This is a genomic window from Nocardioides sp. Root122 (assembly GCF_001425025.1).
In the GTDB taxonomy this organism is placed as follows: domain Bacteria; phylum Actinomycetota; class Actinomycetes; order Propionibacteriales; family Nocardioidaceae; genus Nocardioides.
The window spans coordinates 182,146-206,962 of the sequence record NZ_LMDE01000010.1 but is presented as its reverse complement, the minus strand read 5'-3'; the positions used below and the strand labels follow the sequence as shown (position 1 = coordinate 206,962).

Sequence of the window (24,817 nt, the reverse complement as noted above, 5' to 3'; positions counted from 1 at the left end):
CGCCGCCATGACCTCGACCCGCTCACCCCTCACCGACCGGACCACTCCGCGTCCCGGCCAGTCCCTGCTGAGGTTCTCGGCCGTCGCACTCCCCGCGGGGTGGGCCTTCCTCAGCGTCCCCCTCCTCACCGGCTGGCCGGTCGCCCCCTTCGTCCTCGCGACGCTCTTCCTCGGCATGGTGCCGGTCGCGTTGCTGCTGACACGTCGCGGGCAGCACACCACCGTCCGCAGCCTCTTGCGCGACTGCGTGCGCCTGCCCCGCCCCGTCGCCTGGCTCGTCCCGGCCGCGCTGCTCGTCCCGGTCGGCACCCGGCTCGGGGCGTCCCTGACCGGCGGTGGCGAGCCGCTCACCACGGAGCTCCTGGTGGACCTGACCGTCAACGTCCTGTCCAGCCTCATCATCGTCAACCTCTGGGAGGAGATGGTGTGGGCGGGCTTCGTCCAGCGCACCGCAGCCCGTGCATTCGGCTTCGTGCGCGGGGCCCTGATCACCGCGGCGTTGTTCGTGGCGATCCACCTGCCCCTCGCGCTCTACGGCGTCGACGACGCGGCGGATCTCGGCCGCAACCTCGCCGTCATGGTGGCCGCCGGTGTCGGCATGCGGCTCCTTGTCGGAGCCCTCGACGTGTGGGGCAGCGGCAGCATCCTGGCGATCGCCGTACTGCACGCGACGTTCAACGCGACCTCGGACCTCGTCGACGCGAGCCACGACTGGATCAGGTACGTCGTCACGCTCGGCTTCGGCCTGATGGTCCTGCTCGCGCCGGCGCTCCGTCGCAGCGACACGGGGACGGAGGGGCTCCGATGACCGTCGAGGTCCTGCGCTACGCCGCGTTCCCCGAGGACGGTGCGGGAGGCAACCCTGCCGGCGTCGTCCTGGGCGCCGCGTCCCTGAGCGACCCTCAGATGCTCGCGATCGCGAAGGCCATCGGCTACTCGGAGACCGCCTTCCTCAGCCCCACGTCAGGATCCGACCCGTCGCGAAGGCGGGTGCGGTACTTCAGCCCGCAGGCCGAGGTCGACTTCTGCGGCCACGCCACGATCGCGTCCGCAGTGGCCATCGCGGAGAGGTATGGCGCGGGGCCGCTCACCCTGGAGACGAACGTCGGCGTCGTGCCGGTCTCCACGCGCCGTGACGGCGTGGAGGTGACCGCCACGCTGACGTCGCCGCCGACCTGGACCCGTCCCGCTGGGCAACCGACGGACGAGGCCATGGGCGCCCTACGCCTGGGCTCCGACGACCTCGACCCCACCTACCCGGTGCACGTCGCGTTCGCGGGCAACACACACCTGATGGTGGGCGTTCGGGACCGATCCGTGCTCGATGCGCTCGACTACGACTACGGCGCGCTCGAGGGGCTGATGGCTCGCGAAGGCTGGACGACGGTGCACGTCTTCTGGGCCGAGGACCGCCACCTCTTCCACGCCCGCAACGCCTTCCCGCCGGGCGGCGTCCGCGAGGACCCCGCGACCGGAGCTGCCGCCGCGGCCTTCGGCGGCTACCTCCGCCACCTCGCCCTGGTCGACCTCCCGTCGAGGGTCGTCGTGCTGCAGGGTCGCCAGATGGGCGCGCCGAGCCGGCTCCTCGTCGACCTGAGGAGCGACACGGACACGGTCGAGGTCACCGGAACGGCACGACGCCTCGGCCTGACGCCGTACGACGACCAGGACCTGCCATGAGGACCTTCACCGTCCTCCCCGGCCGGCCGCACACCTGGCCCGGCATGCCTCCGGCCGCCCGCACCGTCACCGAGTTCCTCTCGCGGGTGCGCGTCACAGGCGACGCCGCGGCCGCCGAACAGCTGATGGGCACGTCCGTCCCGGCCCACCAGCACCTCGCCGAGCGCGACGAGACCGTGGTGCGCACACCGCGTGAGTACGCCGCCCACGTGCGGGACATGCTCGAGGACCACGGCCCGTTCCGGTTCGAGGTCGACGAGCTGCTCGTCGAGCAGGACCACGTCTTCGTCCGCTGGCTCCAGCACGGACGCCTGACCACCGGCGGCCCAGACGCCCCCGGGCGCCCGCTGCGCGAGGCAGGCTCCGCCGTCTACCACGTCGCCCACGGACGCATCCAGGAGTACTGGATCCAGCTCGACCGCCTCGGCGATCAGCTCCAGCGCTGAGTTCCCGCTACACCCACCCATCACCGACAGGAGAACAACCATGACGCACGACCAGGTCCAGCAGTCCCCCACCCGCTCCATCGACGGCCACGTGCTGCCGGCCGCGGGCGTCTGGGAGATCGACCCCGGACACACCGACCTCGCCTTCGTGGGCCGCCACTTCATGGTCACGAAGGTCCGCGGCCGCTTCACCGACGTGACGGGCCGCGTCGTCATCGCTCCGCAGATGGCCGACTCGTCCGTCGAGGTGACGATCGGCATGGCAAGCGTGGAGTCCGGGTCCAGCGACCGGGACGACCACATCCGGTCCGCAGACCTGTTCGACGTCGAGCGCCACCCCACGGCGACCTTCGTCAGCCGGAGCGTCGAGTGGAGCGGTACCTCCGGCACCGTCCACGGTGACCTGACCATCCACGGCGTCACCCGCCGCGTCCCCCTCACCGTCTCCTTCGAGGGCCACGTCAGCGACCCGTGGGGTGGCGACCGCGCCATCTTCTCCGCGCGCACGGCGGTCAACCGCGAGGACTTCGGCATCACCTGGAACATGGCGCTGGAGGCAGGCGGCCTCCTCGTGTCCAAGGACGTCCGGATCGAGATCGAGCTCGAGACGGTCCTCGCCTCCCAGTGACCAACGACGGGTGCGAGGCGTCGACCTCGACGCCTCGCACCGCAAGCCCCTCCTCACGCGACCCGAGGACCGCCATGACTTCTGCCCCCGTCATGAACGAGCGCGAGGTACCCCCGGCACGCCGCGGCCACCACGAAGACCCCAAGCCTGACCCGACAACGCCCGCGGACAGTCGCACCCACAGAACAACCGAAGGAGCAGCCATGACCCGCACCACGACCCGGCACTGCCCGCTGGACGCCGCCGTACGTCTTCGACCGGTGCACCTGTCCGACTGGCCCACCATCCATGAGTGGGCCCGCCGACCCGACGTGACCCAGTACCAGATGTGGGGACCCAATCGGGCCGTCGAGACACGCGAGTACGTCCTCGCGGCGATCAGGGCTGCGAGTGAGCTGCCGCAGGTGCGTCACGTCCTGAGCGTCGTCGCGCGCGACCGCACCGTGGGCCTGGTCGAGCTCACGGTCACCGATCAGGGGCGAGGGATCGCCGACCTCGGCTACGCCGTGCACCCCCGTGCTTGGGGACGTGGTGTCGCCACCGCTGCCGCACGACTCGCGGTCCGGTTCGCCTTCGACCAGCTCGGGTTGCGCATCGTGCATGCGACGTGCGACACCACCAACGCCGCATCCGTCCGGGTCCTGGAGAAGCTGGGGATGCGGCTCGAGCAGACCATTCCGCACCACATCTGGCTCGGCAGCCGCTGGCGTGACACGTACGTCTTCTCACTCCGTGCAGAGGACGCCATGGCCGCTGCGCCCGCGAGGCACCGGACGACGCCTGAGCTGGTCGCCTGATGACCAGCAGCAAGGTGCGCGCCACGGCCGCCCCATCGTGGATGGCGCAGCATGCGACCATCGTCTTCAGCCTCACCGCCCTGGTGGCCTCCTACACCGCCCTGGGCCTGATGATCCTGGTGGACCGTGGCGTCCTGCCGGGCAGGTCCATCCCCTCGCTGATCGGCTGGGACATGGAGGAGGCATCCAGCCTGGTGCTGGTGCTCGTCCTCGTCGCCACGACGTTCTCCATCACGCGCCTCGCCGAAGGAACCGCTGGCGTCAGGGCGCTGGCCGCGCGGATGACCCGCTGGCGCCTCGGATGGCGGTGGTGGCTGACAGGTGTGGCGGCCGTGCCAGCAGCCACGGTCGGCCTGGCGGTCGCGCTGGGAGACCACGTGGTCGCTCCGACACCCATGACCTTGCTCAGCGAGCTCGGCGCCGCAGCGGTGGGCCTCGTGCTGATCAACGTCGCAGAGGAGACGACGTGGGCGGGATTCCTCCAGACCCGGCTCGAACGCGCACACAGCCTCCTGGTCGCGGCGGTGCTCACCGCCGTGCCGTTCGCGCTGGTGCACATCCCCATCCGCGTGGTGGCGCGAGAGATCGACAGCCCCACCGAGCTCGTGCCGCAGCTCGCGGTGCTCATGGTGCTGTGCACCATCATCCGGGTGCTGCTCGGCGGAGTGATGCGCGGCGCCGGCAACAGCATTCTCGTCGTTGCGGCGACCCACACGTCCTTCAACCGCTCCAACAATGTGGACGGAATCGCCGCCGATCTCCTGGTCGGGCAGGCGCGGCCCTTGGCCGCGCTCGCAGCGGCGATCGTGGTCGCGGCACTCATCCTGGTTGCACTCAGAGGACGGCTGGGCATGACCGAGCGCCTTCGGCTCGACGCGTCCGAGGTCGCCGCCCCCCGAAGCTCGAGGCGGGGCACCGCTGAGCCGACATCTGAGCCACACCTCGATCGGGGCCCTGCCCGCCGTTGAACTGCGGCGGAGCGGGGGTGTCTTCGCCGCGTCGAGCTGCGCGTGGACACGTGGGGCCCAGAGGCCCGTGCGGGTCCCGAGCAGTCGAGGTCCAAAGACCCTGTGCGGCCCCATCGCGGACGCGTAGATTGATTCCTACGAACCCCCACGGGGATCGTGACGATTCGGAGAAGAACGTCCACACGGAGGGAGACCTCCGCGGCGACAGGGTGACGCTGACGCCGGGACGGGACCGACGTGTCGCCGATCGGCACCGTCACCGCTACCGGTCACCAGAAGGGCCCTTGTGACTCATACCCACGAGGGCCCTTCGCCTGTCCATCGACAGCCGGTCCGCAAGAGAAGAAGGTCCGTCACCCGTCGATCCGTCGGACCCTGCCGCCCGACCGGGGTGGGCCGCACGCTGGAGCGATGGATCCCGTGACGCCTCCTGTGCACCCGTCCGCCGACGAGCTGCTCGGCGCGCTCGGCCACGCCGTGATCGCGACGGACGTCCACGGGACGGTCCTGTTCTGGAACGACGCGGCCGAGCAGCTCTACGGCTGGCCCGCGGCCGACGCAGTGGGGCGCGACATCACCGAGGTCACCGTCCCCACGGTCTCCCGCCAGGCAGCGGTGGAGATCATGACGGCCCTGCGGGAGGGACGCCCGTGGTCCGGCGGGTTCCCGGTGCAGCGTCGCGGCGGCGGCGTGCTGCACGCACTGGTCACCGACAGCGGCGTGTACCGGGACGGTGAGCTGATCGGCATCGTGGGCGCCTCGCTCAACCTCGCCGACGCCGTCCGGCACCTGATGGAGCGCTCGAGCGATGCCGCGGTCCTCATCGACGGCCAGCACGTCGTGACCTACGCCAGCCCGGCGGTCGCGAACCTCTTCGGCTGGGCGGTCGACGGTGTCGTGGGCACGCCCCTCGCGGACCGCATCCATCCAGAGGACCGCGACGACTTCGAGGAGCTGCTGGCCGCCCGCCCGACGCACGCCGAACGGGTCGGCGAGCTCCGGGTCCGCACTGACGAGACCTGGTCCTGGGTGGAGGTGGCGGTGACCGACCTGTACACCGAGCCCGGGTCGCACAGCGTGGTCTGCAACATCCGGCGCAGCGAGCGGCTGGCTCGGATCGAGGAGCGCGAGCGCATCCTCGAGGCAGTCCACTCGGAGGTGCTCCAGGACCTGTTCGCGGCCGAGCTCGAGCTTGATCGCGCCCTGACCCGCGCGGCGCCTCCGGTGGCGCCGCGCATCGCGGCCGCCCGCGACGACGTGGCACGGGCCATGTCGATCCTCCGCGAGGTCGTCAAGCCGTAGCCGCCGGAGGATGGCAGCCGCGGGGCGTCACTCGGCCCGGACGAGCAGCGACCGCCAGGCGTCGCCGACCGACGATGCGAGGACGTCGACGTCGGGAGTGCTGGTCGCGTCGGCCGTGATGCCGAACGCCAGACGGTCGCCGTAGCTGAGCACGGCGAATCCCAGCCGCACCCGGTCCGCGATCGGCACGACCGGCAGCAGTTGACGGACCGGACGGCCGAGACAGGTCAACGGGGTCCGCGGGCCCGGCACGTTGGTCGTCACCGTCGAGATCTGCTGCTGGGGCAGTCGAAGACCCCACCGCAGGCCGCGGTCCAGGACGGGGAACGGCACCAGGCCGGCCAGTGCCTGCAGCACGACTCCGGCCTCGGGCTCGTGGGCCCGACGCAGGCCGGCCACGCGCTCGTGCACCGCCAGCACGCGCGCGACCGGGTCGTCGTGCTCGACCGGCAGCATCGACAGCATGAGCGTCACCTCGTTGCCGGGACGACCGGCGGTGCCCGGTGCTCGCGACGACACCGGCAGCAGGGTGCGGAGGGCGTGTGCGTCGGGCTGCCGTCCGCGCTCGAGCAGCAGCTCGCGCAGGCCGCCGCTGATCGCCGAGAGCACGAGGTCGTTGACCGTGACGCCGAGCTCGCGTCGTACGGCCTCGCTCTCGGCGATGCCCACCTCGGTCCAGGCGTAGCGTCGCGCTCCGTCGAGCGGACCGAGCAGGCCCTCGCGCGTGACCGGCAGCAGTGCGGTGCCGAGGGCGAGGGCCCCCCGGGCCGCGGCCACCAGGTTCCGTCCGGGCACCCCGGGCGCCGTCCCGGGCGAGGTCGGCGGCGGCTCGTCGGCCGGCCCCTCGAAGTCGAACACGACGCGGTAGAGACCCGTGCCGGACACCCCGTCCGCGAGGGTGTGGTGCACGCGGGAGAGCAGTCCCCAGCGCCCGTCGGGCAGCCCAGTGCACACCGTGACGTCCCAGAGCGGTCGGTCGCGATCCATCCGCTCCGCCATGGCCGCGGCCATCAGTGCCGCGACCTCCGCCCGGCCGCCCGGGGTCGGGACCTGTCGCACCGTCACGTGCCGGGCGAGGTCGACGTCGGGGACGTCCTGCCACGACGGCGCCCGCAACCCGAGGCGGCTGGGCACGATCCGCTGCTGGTAGCGCGGCACCGTCGGCAGCCGTGAGGCGACGAGGGCACGGACCTCGTCGGCGTCGGGCACCGGTCCGTCGATCACCGCCAGTGAGCCGATGACGAGGCAGGAGGTCGGGTCGACGTCCTCGGCAGCGAGAAAGGCGTACGACAGTGGGCTCAGTCGTTCCATCGCGACCTCCTTGTGCTCACCAGTCTGGTGCTCGCGCGGGCGTCGGGCCGCGGCCAACCGTCCCTGATCGGGTGGGACCTACGACCCTCACGCTGCCGAGCCCGCAGCCGGGAACATGGGGGCATGAGCGGTGGACGGCACGTGGTGCGTCCCGTGGACGACGTCTGGCTGGCGATGGACCAGCCGGACAACCTCATGGTGGTCGAGGGACTGATGGTCGTCGACGGCGAGCTCGACCGCGACACCTACGTCCGGCTCCTGAGCGAGCGCGTGCTGGACAGGTTCCCCCGCTTCCGCCAACGCGCCAGGCACGCCTGGCTGCCGTGGCCGGGCCAGTGGTGGGAGGACGACCCCGACTTCGACCTCGACCGCCACGTCCAGGAGGTCCGGCTACCGGCACCGGGCGACGACGCAGCCCTGGAGGACCACGTCGCGTCCCGCCTCTCCCGCGCCCTCGACCGGCAGCACCCGCCGTGGGAGGTGCACCTCATCCAGGGGTACGCCGGTGGCACGGTGATCTACACCCGGTTGCACCATGCGCTGGCCGACGGCACCGCCCTGTTCCGGGTCGTGCTCGCCCTCGCGGACGAGGAGCCGGCGGAGGACCAGACCGAGGAGCCGGACGGCGATGGCCCGGACCTCCTGCACGTCGCGCGGTCGGCGCTCCACGCCCTCCCCGGGGCCGGCCGGCTGCTGAGGACCCCGGTGGTCGCGGAGCACCTGCTCCTCGCACGCCGGCCGGCATCACCGCTCTCGCTGCCGCCGCACCACGGCAAGCGGGCCGTGTGGACCCCGTCGATCGACGTGACCGACCTGGCCGGGGTGCGCCGTGCGACCGGCACGACGGTCACCGACATCGTCATGTCTGCCCTGGCCGGCGCGCTGCGCCGGTGGCTGCTCGCCCACGGCACCGCTCCCATGATCGACGACCTACCGACGATGGTGCCGGTCGACCTGCGCGGCTCGGCAGCGCTGCGGGCCGACGACCTGGGCAACCAGTTCGCGCTGGTGCTGCTCGACCTGCCCGTCGGGATCGACAGCGCGCTCGGACGGCTGAACGAGACCTCAGCGCGGATGCGCGCCATCAAGGACTCGCCCGAGGCGTGGCTGACCTACGGCCTGCTGGAGGGAATGGGCCTGATGCACCCGCGGCTGCGCGTCCTCGCCACCGACTTCTTCGCCCGCAAGGCCACCGGTGTCACCACGAGCGTGCGCGGCCCCGACCAGCCGCTGCACCTGGCCGGACTGCCCGTCACGCGGCTGTGGGCGTGGGCGCCGATGTCGGCCGACCAGAGCCTGTCGACCTCCATCGTGGGCTACGCCGGCAGGATCCACGTCGGCTTCAAGGTCGACGCCGCCACCGTGCCCGACCCGGAGGCGCTGGTCGCCGGCCTGCAGGCGGAGCTCGCGGAGCTGATCGCGCTCGCGCCCCCGCAGTGAGCGTGGCGGAGCCGGCTGGCCCGGGTGACTGGCTTCACCGACGTCCCGACGCTCGCAGGTCGCCGGCTCGAGCCGCCAGGAGCCATGCCAGGAGGTGGCTGCGGGTGTTGCCGTCGTCGATCGCGGAGTCGGGAAGCCTGCGACCGATCGCCAGTGCCCGCTGTGGATCGGCGAGCCCGAGGTACATGGTGAGGTAGTCGCCGAACATCGTGTCGAACCCGTGGGCAGACGCCTCCGCCACGTTGGCGCGCACGCGCTTCGGAGAGATCCGAGCCTGCGCGAGCGTCGAGGGCATGGGCAGCAGCTGGATGCCGAGGATCGCCGACGGCTCACCGCTGAACCAGGTGGCCCACTCGCGCTTGCCGCCCCAGTTGAGCGAGACCATCGAGTGCTCGAAACCCTTCGGAAGGTGTCGCGGCTCCAGCCAGTACGCGCTCGCGGAGGCCGTCTCGAGGCTGAGCTGCCACGTGGCCTGGCGCGCGAGCCCACGGTGGCCGTCCGCCGCGGCCCAGGCCGCCAACCCGTTCCAGGCGTTGACGGCCTCGGAGCTGGACTCCTGGTTGTTGCCGTCGGCGAACTCCGACCTCCCGGCTGCCCACGAGTGGCCGGCGTACGGGTCGAAGCTGCGCAGTGCGGGGATCGCGCCGTTCGTCGCCGGCGAGGCGATGTCCTCCGCGAGCGCAGTGAGGGTCGGGCGCCACCGGTCCAGCAGCCGCGGCTCCCCCTCCCCCAGCAGCGCCGCCGCCGTGAGGAAGTAGCCGTAGTGGAAGTGGTGGTCGTTGAACTCCTCGGACCCGAACGAGGCACTGCGGCCCACCACGCCCTTCCAGGCGCTGTCGTAGGCGAAGCACCGGGTCCCGCTCGCCGGGCAGTCGTCGTCGCCGCTCAGCCAGTCGTCCAGCTCGGAGACCGCACGCTCGCGCATGGAGCGCGCGGCGCCGTCGGCGCCGACGTCCTCGGCGAGCCTGGTGAGCTGCGCCATCCGTTGGACGTCCTTGCCACCGAAGTAGGTGTCCTCACGCGACTCGCCGCGGGCGAGCTCCTGCGCCACGTCCGCGACCACCTGCGTACGCAGCTCCTCGCGTGCCGCGCCTCCGAGGCCGCCCAGCGGCAGGGTCGCCCGGGGTCGCACCGCCGGCACGCCGGACACCAGGGTCCGGGACCGGACCAGCCGGAGCGGTCCGTAGACCGAGTCGGTGCGACCCACGACCGCCGGACGGTGGAGCACATGGTGCGGCATGGCCGCCAGCACGGTGCGCTGGCCGCCGGGTGTGTCGTAGCCGATCCGGGTCCGGGCCTGTCCCCCGCGGACCTGGTGGTCCACGGTCGTCCCGTGGACCGGCACGGCCCCGCGAGCGAGCTCGGCGAGCGTGCCGTCCTCGCGGGCGGCGAACACCAACAGGGTCTCCCCCCGCCCGATGCTCACTGTGCCGTCGGGGGCCGTGACCGACCGACGGCTGCCGTCGGCGCGGGCAACGGCGAGTCCGTACGTCGTGTCGCCGACGGCCGTGGCCAGCCATCGGCCCCCGTCGCGCGCCTGCAACCCCGGAGGGACGGTGACGTCCTGGTCCTCGAGCGCCGTGTAGCCGGCGTAGGGCCAGCCCTCGGCCAGGTCGAGCTCACCGACCGGGGCGCCCGACGACGTGTAGGTCGACGTCACCGAGACGGGGTCGGCGCGCGTCGCGGTGAAGGCGTCGGCGGGCAGGCCGATCCGCACCTCGGGGGCGAACGGAGCGGTGATGGTGCGCGCCGAGGCCGACACCCGGGGCAGCCCGAGGGCGACACCGGTGTCGTCCGCCTGCACGGCCAGCGGCATCGCGAAGACCGGCTGCGGATCGGCACCGAGGAACATCCCCGAGTACCACCTGTTGGTCGGCGGCGGGAGGTCGTCGTCGACGCGCAGCGAACCGGTCGACCCCTCCGAGTGGGGCAGACGCGCCGCCGCCGGGGTCCACGAGGACGGCGCCTGGTCCCCCACGCGGGTCCATCCCGACGTCGAGCTCGACGAGAACGGCCGGAAGGAGACGTCGGCGGCAGAGGAGCCACCGCGGAAGAGGGCAGTCGTCCCGGCCACGACGAGCGCGATCACGCCGACGACCGCGGCGACGGAGATCCAGGCACGGTTCCTCATCCGGCACCTCCCGGGGTGAGCAGGCCGGCCACGAGCGTGCGCAGCGACTCGCCCAAGCCGTCGCGGCGAAGCGTCACGTCGACGTCGACCGGCGTGCCAGAGGCGAACATGCCACGGTTGTCGAGGTCCGGGGACACGACGCGCAGCCGGGTCGCGGCGCTCTCGCCGTCGGTGCGGACGCCGACACGGTCGATGTCGGCCGTCATGGCCCGGTCGTCCGGAAGACGAACGGTCACCTCGTCGGCACCGCGAACCAGCGCGTACTGCTTCGGGGTGAGCCGGAAGTCGGCCTGGACGTAGCTGGTGCCCTGCTCCTGCACCTGGGCGAGCGTCGAGTTGGCGGCCACGTAGGCGCCCTCGATCGGCTGGACGTCCGAGACCTTCCCCGCCGACGTCGCGCGGATGACGACCTTGCTCCTGCCGCGGATGTCATAGGGCGACTTCGCGGGGTCGACGGCGTCCTTCTCGATCTCGCGGGCCAGCTCGGTGCTCCGGACCACGAACAGGGTGTCGCCCTTGCCGACCTGGTCCCCGACGTCGACCTTGCGCGCGACCACGGTGCCCGCGTAGGGCGTCCCGACGGTGTAGTCATCAGTCTTGACGGTGGCGCTGACGTCGTGGACGGTGCTGATGCGGTGGTTCATGCTCAGCGCCAGCGCGGCGACCGCGCCGACGACGAGCAGGATGCCGAACAGGTACTTCAGACGGGTGAGGAAGTTCATCGGGGGCCTCCAACGAGGGTCGTGGACGGGTCGGACGTGCGGGCGACGGACGCGGGCGCGGGGGCGGCGACGGGCGTACGCCGCCGACGACCACGTGCCTCCCGGCGTTCCTGGCGCTCCTCGCGTCGAGCGGTACGGCGGGTGGCTCGAGCGGTGCGCGCCTCGCGATAGGTGATGACGAGGAAGATGCCGAGGACGATCGTGTTGAGTGCGTTCCAGGCCAGCGCGACGTTGAACGAGCCGGTCACCTGCGTCTTCCACGCGCCCACGACGGTGGTGAGCAGCAGGAAGACGAACACCAGCACCTGGGGGAAGGTGTAGGTGAACGGCGACCGGGCGCCGCCGGCACTGCCGGTGACGTGCCACTGCCGCTCGCGCCGGGTGATGGCGTTCCACATCGCCTGCACGTAGATCGGGAACGACGCCGAGGCCAGCATCAGGGTCTCCCAGCGGAAGGAGCCCATCGTGTAGAGCGCCACCACGACCTGCATGAAGTAGAAGCCCGCGTAGTACATCAGCCAGGTGCTCGTCGGCACGCCCAGCGCGACCGGGGTGAGGTCGAAGTAGATCTGCAGCGGCGGCACCGCGAGCAGCAGCGCCGGGGCGATGCCGTTCAGGTAGAACGTGGCGGTCGTGAGGTACTGGATGCGCTGGTCGGTGGTGAGGTTGCGCTTGCGGCTCAGCGGGTTGTGGCGCAGCAGGATCTCGAAGGCGCCGGTCGCCCAGCGCAGCTGCTGCTTGCTGTAGGCCTCGACGGACTCGGGGGTGTCCCCCACCGCGAGCACCGCGCCGGTGTAGATGGAGCGCCAGCCGCGCTCGTGCAGGTGGATCGAGGTCCAGATGTCCTCGGATTTGGACTTCTGGTAGATCCCGCCGATGTCGGCGACGGCGTTGCGCCGGAAGACCACGTTCGTGCCCACGCAGAACGCGGCGTTGAAGCGGTTCTTGCCCGACTGGATGAGGGAGTAGAACACCGACTGCATGTAGCCCGAGCCTCGGGACAGCACGGTGTGCAGGTTGCCGTAGGTCTGCGGGGTCTGGACGAAGGCGACCTTGTCGGTGGCGAAGTAGGGCAGGGTCTCGTGGAGGAACTCCGGCCGCGGCGCGAAGTCGGCGTCGAACACCGCGAAGAACTCGCCGTCGGTGATGGACAGCGCGTGGTTGATGTTCCCGGCCTTCGCGCCGCTGTTGTCGGGACGGCGCACGTACTCCGCGCCGAGCTCGTGGGCGAGGTCGCGCACGTCGTCGGAACGGCCGTCGTCGAGCACCAGCGTCCGGTGGCGTCCGCGGATCGCGAGCGCTGCTGAGACGGTGCGCCGGATGACGTCGAGGTCCTCGCCGTAGGTCGTGACGAAGACGTCGACCGACGTCGGCGCCTCGTTGACCCGCATCGGCCACTGGCTCGGGGTGTCCTCCGTCCCCTGCGCCAGGATCTGGCCGGGGTCGAAGAGATTGCGCTTGGCCTGGTGGTAGGCGAAGTCCCGGGCGTCGTAGCCGCTGGACAGGATGGTCCACAGAGCGAGCAGCGCCTGGGCGATCAGCCAGGTCTCGGCGGTCACGACGAGCGCGAACGGCAGCAGGTCGCCGTGGTGCGAGGGCCGGAAGATGAAGCTGGCATAGGCCAGCACCCCGATGGTGGCCAGCAGGACCAGCATCATCAGCGAGGGCGAGCTGGACCTGGTGGCGTCGCGGGTGTGGTCGGAGCTGAGTCCTTCGGTGCCGGGCGCGGGCCTCAGCAGTCGTTCGAATTCGGCGGTGGTGATGATGATCTCCTTCGGGGGGACACTGCCCGAGCGCAGCGAAGGGTGTCGGCCGTGAAGGCCGGATGTCGGGTGGTGGCAGGGATGCCACGAGCGCCCGACTGCGTGAGCGGGCGCAGGCCGAGACGGGCGCACGTCGGATGACCGACCCTGTCTCGACACTCGCATTGGATCGTTCCAAACGAGCGCGAACCGGCCACTATGCGCGGTCGCGCCGTGCCACGCAAATCGGCCCGTCGACAGCCGGCTGAGCCTCTCGTCCCCCGTCGCTACCTCGTCGTCTCACCGCTGGTCAGCGGGAGCGAGCCGCTCCGAGCTCCCGCTCGTCATCAGGTCGACGACGGCCCGCTGGTCCAGCTCGCCGACGGGCCTGACCCCGACCAGGCGGCCGAGGCGGAGCACCGCGATCCGGTCCGCCACCTCGAACACGTCGTTCATGTTGTGGGAGATCACGATGACGGCCAGGCCGCGGTCGGCCAGGCGGCGGATCAGGTCGAGCACGACCGTGGTCTGGGCGACGCCCAGCGCCGCGGTCGGCTCGTCCATGATGACGAGCTTGGAGTTCCACAGCACGGACTTCGCGATCGCGACCGACTGTCGCTGCCCTCCTGAGAGCGACGCGACCGGCTGCCGGATGGAGCGCACGGTCGTCACCGCCAGCCCCCGGAGCGTGTCCGTGGCAGCGGCCTCCATGTCCTCCTCCTCGAGCAGCCCGTGCCGCAACCGCTCGCGCCCGAGGAACATGTTCTGGACGATGTCGAGGTTGTCGCACAGCGCCAGGTCCTGGTAGACCGTCTCGATGCCGAGTGCGGCCGCTTCCCTGGGGTTGTGCAGCTCGACCTTCCGACCCTGCCACAGGATCCGGCCGCGGTCCGGGCGGTGGATCCCAGCGATGCACTTGATCAGCACCGACTTGCCTGCCCCGTTGTCGCCCGCGAGGGCGGTCACGGCGCCGGCAGGGATGTCGAGCGTCACGTCGTCCAGCGCCACGACCGGGCCGAACGACTTGCCGAGGTGCTCGAGGCGCAGCAACGGCGTGCTCCCTGGGGACAGCGCCCCAGACGCTCCGATGGTGTGCTGTTCCGTGGTGGTCATGGCGTCCTCCTGGTGGTGGGTCCGGGCACCGCTGGTCAGACCCGCGGCACCGCGCGCGGTCCGACGCCGTCGGCCTTGCCCACCATCGGCTCGTCGGTCGCGGCGCGCATCTCGCGCCGCAAGAACGCGCCGAGGTCGCCGATGGTGCTCATGAGGGGTGCGGGGAACACGACCGTCGTGTTCTTGTCCACACCGATCTCCACGAGGCTCTGCAGGTTGCGCAGCTGGAGTGCCAGGGGGTGGGCCACCATGGTGTCCGACGCCTCGCCAAGCGCGGCGGCCGCAGCCGACTCGCCCTCTGCCGCGATGATCTTCGCGCGCTTCTCGCGCTCCGCCTCGGCCTGGCGCGCCATCGCCCGCTTCATGCTCTCGGGCAGCTGGATGTCCTTCAGCTCGACGAGGGTGACCATGACGCCCCACTCGGTGGTGGTCCGGTCGAGGATCTCCCGGATGCTGACGTTGATCCCGTCGGTCTCGGCCAGCGCCTGGTCGAGGCTGTGCTGGCCCACGACGTTGCGCAAGGTGGTCTGGGCGATCTGGTCGACCGCCACCGCGACGTTCTCGATGGCCAGCACGGCCTTCTCGGCGTCCGTCACGTGGTAGTACGCCACGCCTGCGACGTCGATGCTGACGTTGTCCCGCGTGATGATCCCCTGCGACTGGATCGGCATCGTGATCGTGCGGAGCGACACCTTCCTCAGCACGTCGACGAACGGGATGATGAAGCGCAGCCCGGGCTCGCGGACGCCGCGGAGGCGGCCGAACCGGAGGAGCACCCCCCGCTCGTACTGCTTGACCACGCGGATCGACATCCCGAGCACGGTCAGGGCGAGGACCGCCACGACGACCAGGACGGCAAGGACGATGTCCATGATGAAGCCTCCACTCCTCGGTCCTCAGACCGACACCTACCTGCACCAGTCCCACCACGGCGACGACGGACAGCACGCCGACGAGTGCGACCAGGGACTTCTCCAGGAGGCATGACCTCCTGACTCCTACTCTGCTCCCCGCCACCCGTCCGGGGTCAGGGCCGCGGGGCACCGGGGAGCGGGTCCTTCGTCCCGTCCCGCCTGCGGACCGCTGTCGACCTGCCCGGACCCGAGGGACCTTCGGCGCTGTCGTCCGGCGCACCCGACGCGGAGGCTGGGGTCATGGCAGCAGGGTCGACGTCCGACTCGTGGGCCGCGGTGCGCGAGACGCACTCCGGCTGCGTCGTCCTCCTCGGCGATCGGGCCTTCAAGCTCAAGAAGCCGGTCGCGCTCGGGTTCCTGGACTTCACCGACCGCACCACGAGGCGACGCGTGTGCGAGCACGAGGTGTCGCTGAACCGACGTCTCGCGCCCGACGTCTACCTCGGGGTCGGGAACCTGGTCACCCCGGACGGGGTGGCCGAGCCGGTGGTCGTGATGCGACGGCTGCCGGAGTCGGCGCGCCTGTCACGGCTGGTCCGCGAGGGTGCGGACCTGACCACGGACGTCCGGCGGATCGCCCGCGTGCTGGCCGCGTTCCACAGCGGCGCCGCCCGGAGCCCCGAGATCGCGAAGAACGGGAGCCGTCAGGCGATCCTGTCGCGCTGGGACGCCAGCTTCGAGCAGACCCGTCCCCACGCCGGCACCATGCTCCCAGCCGCACTGCTGGACGAGGTCGAGACGCTCGTCCACCGCTTCCTGGCCGGCCGCGACGAGCTGTTCGCCGACCGGATCCGCCGGGGCGCCGTGGTCGACGGGCACGGCGACCTCACCGCCGACGACATCTTCTGCATGGCCGACGGCCCCCGCCTGCTCGACTGCCTCGAGTTCGACGACACGCTGCGCCATCTCGACCGGCTCGACGACGTCGCCTTCCTCGCGATGGGTCTGGAGGCCCTGGGTGCTCCGGAGCTGGGGCAGGTCCTGCTCGACGACTGGGCGGAGCTGGTCGGCGATCCCGCCCCTCCCGCGCTCGTCCACCACTTCGTCGCCTACCGGGCATTCGTGCGGGCGAAGGTCGCCTGCTTCACCGGCGCGCAGCTCGATCGTCCGGCGTCCGACCAGGTGACGACCTACGCCACCATGGCGCGCGACCACCTGCGCAGCGGCGCGGTCACCCTGGTGCTGGTCGGCGGCCCTCCCGGCGTCGGCAAGACGACACTCGCCGTGCACGTCGCCGAACGCCTCGGCATGGTCGCGATCAGCAGTGACCGCCTGCGCAAGGAGGCCGCCGGCATCGATCCGCAGACCCCTGCGGCAGCTGCCTTCGCCTCCGGCATCTACAGCCCGGTGCACACGCGCGCGACGTACGCCGAGATGCTCCGCCGTGCCGGATTGCTCCTGCACCGTGGCGAGTCCGTGGTGCTCGACGCGTCGTGGACCGATGATGCCGAACGCCGTCTGGCAGCGACGACCGCGGAGCTCGCCCACGCCGACCTGGTCTCGTTCCGCTGCCACCTCGACCGTGCAGTCGCCGCAGCGCGCATCCGCGGCAGGGCCGGCGCCGGGGCCTCGCACCGCTCCGACGCGGACGAGGCGACTGCCGAGCAGCTGCGGCGGCTCGACGACCCGTGGCCGGACAGCATTGCGATCGACATGCGCCCGTCGCCGGCCGCCTGCGCCGACGAGGCATGCGCCCGGCTGCGGCCGACCCGCGCTCCCGCCACGCTCCTGCGACGCCGTCCGCGCCTGGCGCCCGGCTGACGCGTGACCCGGGCCGTCGTGGGACCAAGGTCCCACCCGACCGAGCCGCATGCCCGGTGCGGGCGCCGGTCCCGCGGAGGCACCATGCTCGTGGGTCGGCGCACGGGCGCGGGCCGTCTCGAAGGAGCCACCATGCACACGCGCACGTGGAACGTCACCGTCAACCTCTACGAGCACGAGGACTCGACCCGCGCCGAGGCCATCCTCCACACCGACGCCGGCCCCGACCTGCGGCACGAGGCGACGGCCCGGCGGCACCCTGGCGACCGGGACGTGCCCGAGATCGGCGACGAGCTCGCCGCGTGCCGGGCGCTCTCCGGACTCGCCCACGCCCTGCTGGACGCGACCATCGCGGACGTCGCGGCGAACGACCCGTCCGGCGGTGAGCCGCACATCAGCGCCGTGTCGGCCGACCCCGCTCCCGCAGCGGACGCGTCGTAGGTCCACTCGCTCGGAAGCGGCGCCCGAGCGAGGACCATCGTCCCCCTGCTGCAGGCCCTTCGACCGGACCGCGCACCCGGTCGGTGCGCGACGCTCGAGACATGAGCACATCATCGTTCCCGAACCACCTCACGGGTTCCGTCGTGGTCGGCATCGACGGGTCCCCGCACGCCGCACGCGCGCTCCGGTGGGCGGCGGACCAGGCAGCCCTGGAAGGCCGCAGTCTCGCAGTGGTCGCCGTGGGCGAGACGGCGACACGGTCCGTGGACGACGCCATCGTCGTTGCGCACGCGCTGCACCGCGACCTGCCCGTCCTTCCCGTGGTCGAGTCCGGCGACCCGCGACAGGTCCTGCTGGAGGCCTCGGACCGGGCGCACCTGCTGGTCATGGGATCGCGAGGGCGCGGCGCCGTGGCGAGCCTGCTCCTGGGCTCGGTGAGCTCCGCGGTGAGCGCGCACGCGGGCTGCCCCGTCGTCGTCTGCCGACCGGAGGCCGAGGGCGACCGGCGGCTCGGCATCGTCGTCGGGGCCGACGGCACGCGAGAGTCGTTGCCGGTCCTCGAGTTCGCCTACCGGCAAGCCTCCCTGCGTGGGCTTCCCCTGACGGTGCTCCACTCGTTCTGGGACGCAGCCGTCGCCGTCGCGCAGTACGAGGAGTCGCGCGGCCGCGTCGCCGTCCAGCCCGACCTCGAGCACCTGCGGGCCTCCCTGTCGGCATCAGCCGCTGGTCTCGCCGAGACCTACCCCGACGTGTCCGCCACCTTCACGCTGCGCCACGGGTTCGCCGACGAGGCGCTCAGCCCCCGTCACGGCGGATGGGACATGGTCGTGGTGGGTCGCCACCCGATGACCTCGATGGACCGGCTGCTGACCGGGTCCGTCGCGACCGCCGTGCTAGAGCGCGCCCACGCGACCGTGGCAGTGGTGCCGGAGGCAGCCCCCGACGCGGAGACCGATTGATGCGGGCCGGGTCAGGTCTGCGGCGAGATCTCGTCCGCGTCCAGTCCCCAGTCCTGATCGCCGCGGTGCCGCTCGACCGGGACCACCATGACCGGCCCCTGCGCCTCCCGCAGCAGGGTCCGGGCCACCGATCCGAGGTGCTCACCGGCCCAGCCATGTGCGTGCCGCCCCACCACCACCAGCGACGCCCGACGCGAGTGGTCGACCAGCGCCTCGGTGGGCCACTGGTGGGCGACCTCGAGCTCGACGTGGACGTCGGGGTGCAGCGCGCGCAGCCCGAGCACCGCCGTCGCCAGCTCACGGAGCTGGCGCTCGCGCCACTCCGCAGCGACCCGCGCGCTGATGATGTCGTCGTAGGCGGGGTCGAGGCGCCACGAGTGGAGGACCCGCAGCGGTGCGCCGCTCGCGGCTGCCCACTCGAACGCTGCGACGAGGGCCTGCGGGGGTGTCCCACCCTCGTGCACCCCGACCACCACCTCGCCGATCGACGCGCCCGCTGCAGGACGCTCCCAGTCCTCGGGGACCGAGATCACAGGACACGCGCAGTGGGCAGCGGCACCGTTGGCGGTCGATCCGACGAAGAGCCGGTCCATCAGGTGTGCTCGCCGGTGCTGGACCACGACGAAGCGAGCCTCCCGCGCCAGGTCGACCAGGACGCGGGACGGAGGGCCGGCCACGACGAGGGTGCGGAACGCCACGCTTCCCCGGGTCAGCGCGTCGGACTCCTGTCCCGGTCCGGCACGACGGCGACCACGCAGGGCGATCGCTCCACCACGCCTGCCACCACGTCCAGGTCGAGCAACCCGAGCACGGTGCGCCGCAGGTGGGATCCCAGCACGACCACGTCCATGTCGCGGCCCAGCCGGAGCAGCGCCTCGTCGATCCGGCCCCGCTCGGCCCGCAGCGTGACCGACACCGGGGTCTGCCCGGCACCGCACGTCGTGGCCAGTCCCTCGACACCTCGGAGCCCGGCGAGCTGCGACTCCTCGCCGAGGACGGTCAGCGTCGAGCGGCGGAGGGCCGCATGGCGGTAGGCCCAGGCGAGTGCCGGGCCCGAGTGCTCGTCGAGGGCGACGACCACGCCCCTGCCGCCATCGACGTCGGCAGCACGTCCGCGGGCCCCATCGACCGGACGGTGAACGGCGACCGGGCAACGAGCGTGCTGGCTCAGCGCGACACCGACCGACCCGAGCACCAGGCTGGCGACCGGCCCCCGCCCGCGCGAGCCGACGACGAGGAGGTGGGCGTGGCGTGAGGCGTCGAGCAGCACCGAGCGAGCGTCGTCCAGGCGCAGCACGGTCCGCACGTCGGCCAGGCGGTGCCCCTTCGCCCGCTCGTGGGCGATCCGCAGCACTCCCCGTCCCTCCGCGTGCATCACTGCGATGATCCGTCGGGCATCGACGTGGGTGGCTGCCAAGGTCCCGACGGTGGCAGCGTGCACGATCGTCAGGCGCCGCTCCTCCAGCCGCGCCTGCTCGGCCGCCCAGTCCAGCGCCGCGAGGCTCGTCGGTGAGCCGTCGACGCCCACGACGACGGCCCCCGCGACCACGTCGGCCGCCTCGACGTCATCCACGCCAGTCCACCCTCTGCCGTACGCGCCTGGCCCGCCACGACGACGTGCCCGCGGCTGCCGCTCGCTCGAGGAGATCGTGCCCGTTCCGGCGATCACCGAGGCTGCCGATCCCGACCAGCAGCGAGGCCACCACGGCGCCGGCCCAGCCCAGCGTCAGGTCGCCCACCGTGTCGGCGTACGCCGTGCCCACCTCGCTGGACCTGGTGACGAAGGCGAGGTACTCCCACACCTCCCACCACAGCGCGAGCGTCATCCCGGCGGCGACGCCGATCTCGAGGTTGCCCCAGGCCGGGTCGACCGCCACCCGCGCCAGAGCCAGGACGAGGACGACCTTGGCCGTCACGTCGAGCAGCACGACCCACGCCATCAGGCCGGTGCCGTGGCGATCGTCCCGCTGCTCGAGGTCGGTCACCACGGTCCCTGCCTCCCCGCGGTCGCACGCCGCTCACCCACGATCCTGCTGCCCCTCGCGCCGAGCGCCTAGGGACCAAGGTCAGTGCCTGGGCAGGCCCTCGGACCGAGGCACGGTGTCCGTCCGGCCGCAGCGCCGGCCCGCGGCGAAGGGCGAAGGTGAGTCGTGCCCACCTCCTCCCATCTGCACGGCCTCCGGGGCTGGGTCCGAGGCATCGGCCTGCTCTTCGTGTCGGTCGTCGCGGTCGAGTACGTCGCCGTGCACCTGCTGGCGGGTGCGGTCCGCTCGTGGCCCTCGCTGGGCTCGGCCGCACCCGTGCTGCTGCTGGCTGCCCTCGTGACCGAGCTGCTCTCCCTCGTCTGCTTCAGCAAGCTGACGTCGGTGCTGATGCGGGAGGACGCGCCCGACTTCCGCACGGTGCTCGCCATCGACGTCACCGGCAACGGGTTCAGCCACGTCGTCCCCGTGGGCGGGGCCACCGCCGCCGCGCTCCGCCTGCGCCTCTACGGCCGGGCCGGGGTCGCAACCCCCGAGGCTGCCGCGGCCGCGGCCGGGCAGTACGCCGTCACCCTGCTGTGGTTGGTCGCGGTCCTCGTCCTCGGTCTCGTCGTCGCGGTCCCCAGCCCCAGGACCCAACCCTTGGTGAGGACCGCGGCCGCGCTGGCCGCGGTGCTGCTGACGGCCATCGCGGGCCTGGTGGCGGTGCTGGTCGCGCGTCCCGACCAGGTCGTCCGCGTCACCCACGCCATCGCGGGTCGCCTGCCGCTGGTTCGACCGCAGGTGCTGGAGGGAGTGGTCCGTTCGCTCGCCGACCAGGTGCACCTCCTGCTCCACAGCCCCCGGGCGAGCCGGCGAGCGACGCTGTGGGGGCTGGGCTACTGGGCGTTCGACGCCGCCTCGCTCCACCTGAGCGTGTGGGCCTTCGGCGGCGCGCCCACCCCGGGCGGGCTCCTCACCACCTATGCCCTGGTCAGCCTCCTCGCGCTGCTGCCGGTCACCCCGGGAGGACTGGGCCTCGTCGAGGGCGCGGCGGTCCCGCTGCTGGTGTCCTTCGGCAGCCACCACGACGTGGCGCTGCTCGGGGTGCTGACCTGGCGGCTGTTCGGCTTCTGGCTCACCATCCCGCTCGGCCTGGCGGCCTACACCTGGCTGCGGACCCGCACCCGGTCGTCCGCTCACCACTCACACGGGGTGCCCATCACGTCTGGTGCCGTCGCGCCGACGGCGCCCGGTCCGGGACCGCCGACACGACCCACTCGTCGAAGTGGAGCGGGTCGCGCCGTTCCAGCTCGTCCAGGAGCCCGCGTCGCTGCTCCACGAGCGCCAGGCGGCGATCGAGCGGCGTGGTGCTGCGCAGCACCTCGCACGTGGTCCACTCCCACTGGCGGAGCAGCTGTCGCCTTCCGAGCGTCTCGAGCGGTCCGGTGCTCCCACGCATCATCGCGCGCAGGAGCAGCGCCCGGCTCCGGGTCACGACGAACGGGCACGTGAGTGCGAGGACCAGGGCGAGCGCGCTGCCGGCCCGCGGCCATGCGGCCGCCAGACCGCCGCAGACTGCCGCTGCTGCCCAGGTCCACAGCGTCGTGCGCACGGTCCAGTACCACCGGTCGGGGCGGTCCTCGCAGAAGGTGAAGGCGAGGAGCCCCCCGCCGCTGGCCAGCAGCAGCGCCACGGCCAGCACGCCGACCCAGGTCCCGGCCGCGAGCACGGACGCAGCGGCCCACCCGGTGGCGGCCGCTGCCGACATTCCCCACACGAAGCGGTAGATGACCACGTCAAGCTCCTCTCGGCGCCGCCCGGCACCGCTCGCGCGTCCGCAGGGATGTACGGCACTCCCCCACCGTGACGGGCCGCGACGCAGCGCTCCCAGAGGCCACGGACCGGGGCCCGCGGGGCGGACGCACCCTCCCTCGCGGGACCTTGGACCCGGTGCGTGCGGCACGCGGAGCCCGCCCGGGACCACAGAGTCCGAGGTCCCGGCCCCAGGGGACCGGCGACCGTGTCGGGTCGTCGGCCTCGGCGCGCATGCTCGACACATGGAGACTGCGGCGTACGTCCTCGACCTGGACCACACCACCATCGAGGACGTGGCCCTCGTCGGCGGCAAGAACGCCTCCCTCGGGGAGATGCACCGACACCTCACCTCGGCCGGGGTGCGGGTGCCGCACGGCTTCGCGGTGACGGCAGCCGCCTACCGGCGCGTCCTCGAGGCCACCGGCGCGCGGGCACGGCTCGAGGAGGTGCTCGACGGTCTGGACCCCGACGACGTGGCCGACCTGGAGGAGCGTGCCGCCGCCGCCCGCAGGATCGTGCTGGACGCCGACATCCCCGACGACGTGCGGGAGGCGGTGAGCGCCGCACTGGGCCGGCTGCACGACCGGTACGGCAGCGACCTCCGTCTCGCGGTGCGCAGCAGCGCCACTGCCGAGGACCTGCCCGAGGCCAGCTTCGCGGGCCAGCACGCCAGCTTCCTCGACGTCGGCGAGGAGGAGCTGCTGGCGGCGATCAGCCGCTGCTTCGCGAGCCTGTTCACCGCGCGTGGGGTCCACTACCGCCACCGCCACGGCTACGACCACCTCTCCGTCGCGCTCTCGGTCGGGGTGATGAAGATGGTCCGCTCCGACCTCGCGAGCTCGGGAGTCGCCTTCACCGTGGACACCGAGACCGGCCACCCCGGCGTCGTCCTGATGAGCGCGTCGTGGGGGCTCGGCGAGAACGTCGTCCAGGGCGCCGTGGAGCCCGACGAGTTCTACGTCCACAAGGCGACCTACCGCGCAGGTCACCGGACCGTCCTGCAACGCCGGCTCGGCGAGAAGGCGGTGCGGATGGTGACGACCCCCGACGGTCCCCGCAACGAGCCCACGCCGGAGGCCGACCGGCGTCGCTTCTGCCTCGAGGACGCCGACGTGCTGGAGCTGGCCGGAGCCTCCATCGCCATCGAGGAGCACTACGGCCGCGCCATGGACGTCGAGTGGGCCCGCGACGGGGTGGACGGCCTCCTCTACATCGTGCAGGCGCGGCCCGAGACGTCCGCGGTGCGCGACGCGACCACGCTCAAGCGTTACGTCGTCGAGGACCACGGGGTGGTCCTGGCAGAGGGGCGCGCCGTCGGTGACCGCGTGGCGACCGGGCGTGCCCGCGTGGTGCGCACCAGTGAGGACCTCGCCGCGTTCCGCCCGGGCGAGGTGCTCGTGTCGGAGACCACCAGTCCCGACTGGGAGCCGGTGCTGGGCCGTGCCGCCGCCGTGGTGACCGACCGGGGCGGGCGCACCTGCCACGCTGCCATCGTGGCTCGCGAGCTCGGCCTGCCGGCCGTCGTGGGCACCAGTGACGCGACGTCGACCCTGACCGACGGCGCCGAGGTGACCGTGGTGTGCTCGGAAGGCGAGACCGGGCACGTCTACGCCGGGGCGGCCACCGTCCGGGTCGACCGCGTCGACCTGTCCGACCTGCCTCGTCCGCGCACCCGTCTCATGGTCAACCTCGGCAACCCGGACCTGGCTCTCCGCACGGCGATGCTGCCCAGCGACGGCGTCGGCCTGGCGCGCATGGAGTTCATCATCGGCGACGCCATCCGTGCGCACCCGATGGCGCTGCTCCACCCCGACCTCGTGCGCGACGCGGACGAGCGAGCCGCCATCGACGCGCTCGTGGGACCGTCGGGCGACGGTGCCGCGTACTTCGTGGACCGGCTCGCCGAGGGCATCGGCATGATCGCGGCCGCGTTCCACCCGCGGCCGGTGGTCGTGCGCACGTCCGACTTCAAGACCAACGAGTACGCAGGTCTGCTGGGAGGGTCGTGGTTCGAGCCTCACGAGGAGAACCCGATGCTCGGCTTCAGGGGCGCCTCCCGCTACGCCCATCCGGCGTACGCCGAGGGCTTCGCCCTCGAGTGCCGCGCCATCCGGCGCGTGCGCGAGGACATGGGACTGACCAACCTCGTGGTCATGCTGCCCTTCGTACGGCGCCTCGCTGAGGCGGACGCGGTGCTCGCGCGCATGGCCGAGCTCGGGCTGGCCAGGGGTGCCGACGGGCTGCAGGTCTTCGCGATGTGCGAGATCCCCAACAACGTCGTGCTGGTGGACGAGTTCGCGCAGCGGTTCGACGGGCTCTCGATCGGGTCGAACGACCTCACCCAGCTCACCCTCGGGGTGGATCGCGACAGCGAGGTCGTGGCCTTCGACTACGACGAGCAGGACCCCGGCGTCATGCGGATGATCCGGATGGCGGTCGAGGGGTGCCGCCGCAACGGCATCCACAGCGGCCTGTGCGGGCAGGCACCGTCGGACTACCCCGCGATGGCGGAGTTCCTCGTCGAGATCGGCATCGACTCGATGAGCCTGAACCCCGACAGCCTGCTGCGCACCACCCGCACCGTGGTCGAGGCCGAGGAACGGCTCGGCGGCGTACTCCGCATCCCGGCGCACGCCGTCCATGCCGACCCCGTCCACGCCGACCCCGTCCACGCCGACTGAGG

At 72.3% G+C, this 24,817-nt stretch carries 22 protein-coding genes; 13 read left to right on the top strand and 9 right to left on the bottom strand.

Features of this window, described 5'->3' with window-relative positions; genetic code table 11:
- Positions 1 to 7 precede the first annotated feature (7 nt).
- The 7 genes from ASC64_RS10145 to ASC64_RS10115 all read left to right on the top strand — a co-directional run bounded on the left by ASC64_RS10145 (position 8) and on the right by ASC64_RS10115 (position 5,821).
- Positions 8 to 808 (top strand): CPBP family intramembrane glutamic endopeptidase, encoded by an 801-nt coding sequence (locus tag ASC64_RS10145; RefSeq protein ID WP_056907428.1) that lies wholly within the window; start codon positions 8 to 10, stop codon positions 806 to 808.
- Positions 805 to 1,680: a PhzF family phenazine biosynthesis protein gene (locus ASC64_RS10140; protein ID WP_056907427.1), complete on the top strand. Its 876-nt coding sequence runs from the start codon at positions 805 to 807 to the stop codon at positions 1,678 to 1,680. The genes ASC64_RS10145 and ASC64_RS10140 overlap by 4 nt, the downstream gene beginning before the upstream one ends.
- Positions 1,677 to 2,126, top strand: a complete 450-nt coding sequence (locus ASC64_RS10135) for an ester cyclase (RefSeq protein ID WP_056907426.1) — start codon at positions 1,677 to 1,679, stop codon at positions 2,124 to 2,126. Before ASC64_RS10140 ends, ASC64_RS10135 begins: the two co-directional genes overlap by 4 nt.
- Positions 2,127 to 2,166: 40 nt before the next feature.
- On the top strand, positions 2,167 to 2,754 hold the full coding sequence (locus ASC64_RS10130) for a YceI family protein (RefSeq protein WP_056907425.1): 588 nt from the start codon (positions 2,167 to 2,169) through the stop codon (positions 2,752 to 2,754).
- 203 nt (positions 2,755 to 2,957) lie between these two features.
- Positions 2,958 to 3,551, top strand: a complete 594-nt coding sequence (locus ASC64_RS10125; protein ID WP_056907424.1) for a GNAT family N-acetyltransferase — start codon at positions 2,958 to 2,960, stop codon at positions 3,549 to 3,551.
- A complete protein-coding gene (locus ASC64_RS10120) occupies positions 3,551 to 4,519 on the top strand; it encodes a CPBP family intramembrane glutamic endopeptidase (RefSeq protein ID WP_056907423.1) in 969 nt (322 codons plus the stop codon). Before ASC64_RS10125 ends, ASC64_RS10120 begins: the two co-directional genes overlap by 1 nt.
- A 411-nt stretch (positions 4,520 to 4,930) precedes the next feature.
- Complete coding sequence (locus ASC64_RS10115; protein ID WP_082550356.1) at positions 4,931 to 5,821, top strand: PAS domain-containing protein; 891 nt, start codon at positions 4,931 to 4,933, stop codon at positions 5,819 to 5,821.
- A gap of 27 nt (positions 5,822 to 5,848) precedes the next feature.
- Here the strand turns inward: ASC64_RS10115 and ASC64_RS10110 are convergent, their stop codons facing one another.
- On the bottom strand, positions 5,849 to 7,132 hold the full coding sequence (locus tag ASC64_RS10110; RefSeq protein WP_056907421.1) for a wax ester/triacylglycerol synthase domain-containing protein: 1,284 nt from the start codon (positions 7,130 to 7,132) through the stop codon (positions 5,849 to 5,851).
- A gap of 123 nt (positions 7,133 to 7,255) precedes the next feature.
- Between ASC64_RS10110 and ASC64_RS10105 the strand changes: the two genes are divergently transcribed.
- Positions 7,256 to 8,572, top strand: a complete 1,317-nt coding sequence (locus tag ASC64_RS10105; RefSeq protein WP_082550355.1) for a wax ester/triacylglycerol synthase family O-acyltransferase — start codon at positions 7,256 to 7,258, stop codon at positions 8,570 to 8,572.
- Positions 8,573 to 8,606: 34 nt separating this feature from the next.
- On the opposite strand, the gene ASC64_RS10100 is transcribed toward ASC64_RS10105, so the two are convergent.
- From ASC64_RS10100 to ASC64_RS10075, 5 genes are all read right to left on the bottom strand, one after another.
- Complete coding sequence (locus ASC64_RS10100; protein WP_056907419.1) at positions 8,607 to 10,703, bottom strand: glycosyl hydrolase; 2,097 nt, start codon at positions 10,701 to 10,703, stop codon at positions 8,607 to 8,609.
- Positions 10,700 to 11,425: an HlyD family efflux transporter periplasmic adaptor subunit gene (locus ASC64_RS10095; protein ID WP_056907418.1), complete on the bottom strand. Its 726-nt coding sequence runs from the start codon at positions 11,423 to 11,425 to the stop codon at positions 10,700 to 10,702. Before ASC64_RS10095 ends, ASC64_RS10100 begins: the two co-directional genes overlap by 4 nt.
- Positions 11,422 to 13,083, bottom strand: a complete 1,662-nt coding sequence (locus ASC64_RS10090; RefSeq protein ID WP_056907417.1) for a glycosyltransferase family 2 protein — start codon at positions 13,081 to 13,083, stop codon at positions 11,422 to 11,424. Before ASC64_RS10090 ends, ASC64_RS10095 begins: the two co-directional genes overlap by 4 nt.
- A gap of 384 nt (positions 13,084 to 13,467) precedes the next feature.
- Positions 13,468 to 14,280 (bottom strand): ATP-binding cassette domain-containing protein, encoded by an 813-nt coding sequence (locus ASC64_RS10080; RefSeq protein WP_056907415.1) that lies wholly within the window; start codon positions 14,278 to 14,280, stop codon positions 13,468 to 13,470.
- A 35-nt stretch (positions 14,281 to 14,315) separates the two neighbouring features.
- A complete protein-coding gene (locus tag ASC64_RS10075; RefSeq protein WP_235563641.1) occupies positions 14,316 to 15,152 on the bottom strand; it encodes an SPFH domain-containing protein in 837 nt (278 codons plus the stop codon).
- 282 nt (positions 15,153 to 15,434) lie between these two features.
- Here ASC64_RS10075 and ASC64_RS10070 point away from each other — a divergent pair, with 282 nt between their 5' ends.
- The 3 genes from ASC64_RS10070 to ASC64_RS10060 all read left to right on the top strand — a co-directional run bounded on the left by ASC64_RS10070 (position 15,435) and on the right by ASC64_RS10060 (position 18,355).
- Positions 15,435 to 16,955, top strand: a complete 1,521-nt coding sequence (locus ASC64_RS10070) for a bifunctional aminoglycoside phosphotransferase/ATP-binding protein (protein WP_056907414.1) — start codon at positions 15,435 to 15,437, stop codon at positions 16,953 to 16,955.
- A 132-nt stretch (positions 16,956 to 17,087) separates the two neighbouring features.
- Complete coding sequence (locus tag ASC64_RS10065) at positions 17,088 to 17,396, top strand: DUF1876 domain-containing protein (protein ID WP_056907413.1); 309 nt, start codon at positions 17,088 to 17,090, stop codon at positions 17,394 to 17,396.
- 101 nt (positions 17,397 to 17,497) lie between these two features.
- Positions 17,498 to 18,355: a universal stress protein gene (locus ASC64_RS10060; protein WP_056907412.1), complete on the top strand. Its 858-nt coding sequence runs from the start codon at positions 17,498 to 17,500 to the stop codon at positions 18,353 to 18,355.
- Between the two features lie 11 nt (positions 18,356 to 18,366).
- On the opposite strand, the gene ASC64_RS22335 is transcribed toward ASC64_RS10060, so the two are convergent.
- Genes ASC64_RS22335 through ASC64_RS10045 form a run of 3 tightly spaced genes read right to left on the bottom strand, consistent with a single transcriptional unit; the run spans position 18,367 to position 20,343 of the window.
- Positions 18,367 to 19,053: a universal stress protein gene (locus tag ASC64_RS22335; protein WP_056907411.1), complete on the bottom strand. Its 687-nt coding sequence runs from the start codon at positions 19,051 to 19,053 to the stop codon at positions 18,367 to 18,369.
- 11 nt (positions 19,054 to 19,064) lie between these two features.
- Complete coding sequence (locus ASC64_RS10050; protein WP_056907410.1) at positions 19,065 to 19,928, bottom strand: universal stress protein; 864 nt, start codon at positions 19,926 to 19,928, stop codon at positions 19,065 to 19,067.
- Positions 19,921 to 20,343 (bottom strand): hypothetical protein, encoded by a 423-nt coding sequence (locus ASC64_RS10045; RefSeq protein WP_156385117.1) that lies wholly within the window; start codon positions 20,341 to 20,343, stop codon positions 19,921 to 19,923. The genes ASC64_RS10050 and ASC64_RS10045 overlap by 8 nt, the downstream gene beginning before the upstream one ends.
- A gap of 162 nt (positions 20,344 to 20,505) precedes the next feature.
- On the opposite strand from ASC64_RS10045, the gene ASC64_RS10040 reads away from it, so the two are divergent.
- Together ASC64_RS10040 and ppsA are read left to right on the top strand one after the other, a co-directional pair.
- Entirely contained in the window at positions 20,506 to 21,831 is a 1,326-nt protein-coding gene (locus tag ASC64_RS10040; protein WP_056907408.1) for a lysylphosphatidylglycerol synthase transmembrane domain-containing protein, read from the top strand.
- 545 nt (positions 21,832 to 22,376) lie between these two features.
- Positions 22,377 to 24,815 carry a phosphoenolpyruvate synthase gene (gene ppsA, locus ASC64_RS10030; protein WP_056907406.1) on the top strand — a complete coding sequence of 813 codons (2,439 nt, stop codon included), beginning with the start codon at positions 22,377 to 22,379 and terminating at the stop codon, positions 24,813 to 24,815.
- Positions 24,816 to 24,817: the final 2 nt, after the last annotated feature.